The sequence below is a fragment of the Rhizobium sp. SVR5-2C genome (assembly GCF_056755115.1).
Map to the genome: position 1 here is coordinate 1 of NZ_JBNDHT010000583.1, position 237 is coordinate 237.

The 237-nt window shown below is 58.6% G+C and carries 1 protein-coding gene; it reads left to right on the forward strand.

What is annotated here, in order from left to right; all coding sequences use genetic code 11:
* Window positions 1-237: zinc-binding dehydrogenase (locus ACPYOI_RS36995; RefSeq protein WP_481424301.1), on the forward strand; the 237-nt coding region annotated here is incomplete at both ends.

Genomic DNA, 237 nt, shown 5'->3' on the forward strand with positions numbered 1-237 from the left:
GTCCAATATGCCAAGGCGATGGGGCTCAACGTTATCGCCGTCGATATCGATGATGAAAAACTCGATCTTGCGAAATCTCTCGGTGCTTCGCTTGCCGTGAATGCCCGTAAGGACGACCCGATCGCCTTTGTGAAGAAGGAGGTTGGCGGCGCCCAGGGCGTGCTGGTTACGGCTGTCTCACCCAAAGCCTTTGAACAGGCTCTCGGCATGGTCGGCCGCGGCGGCACAGTGTCCCTC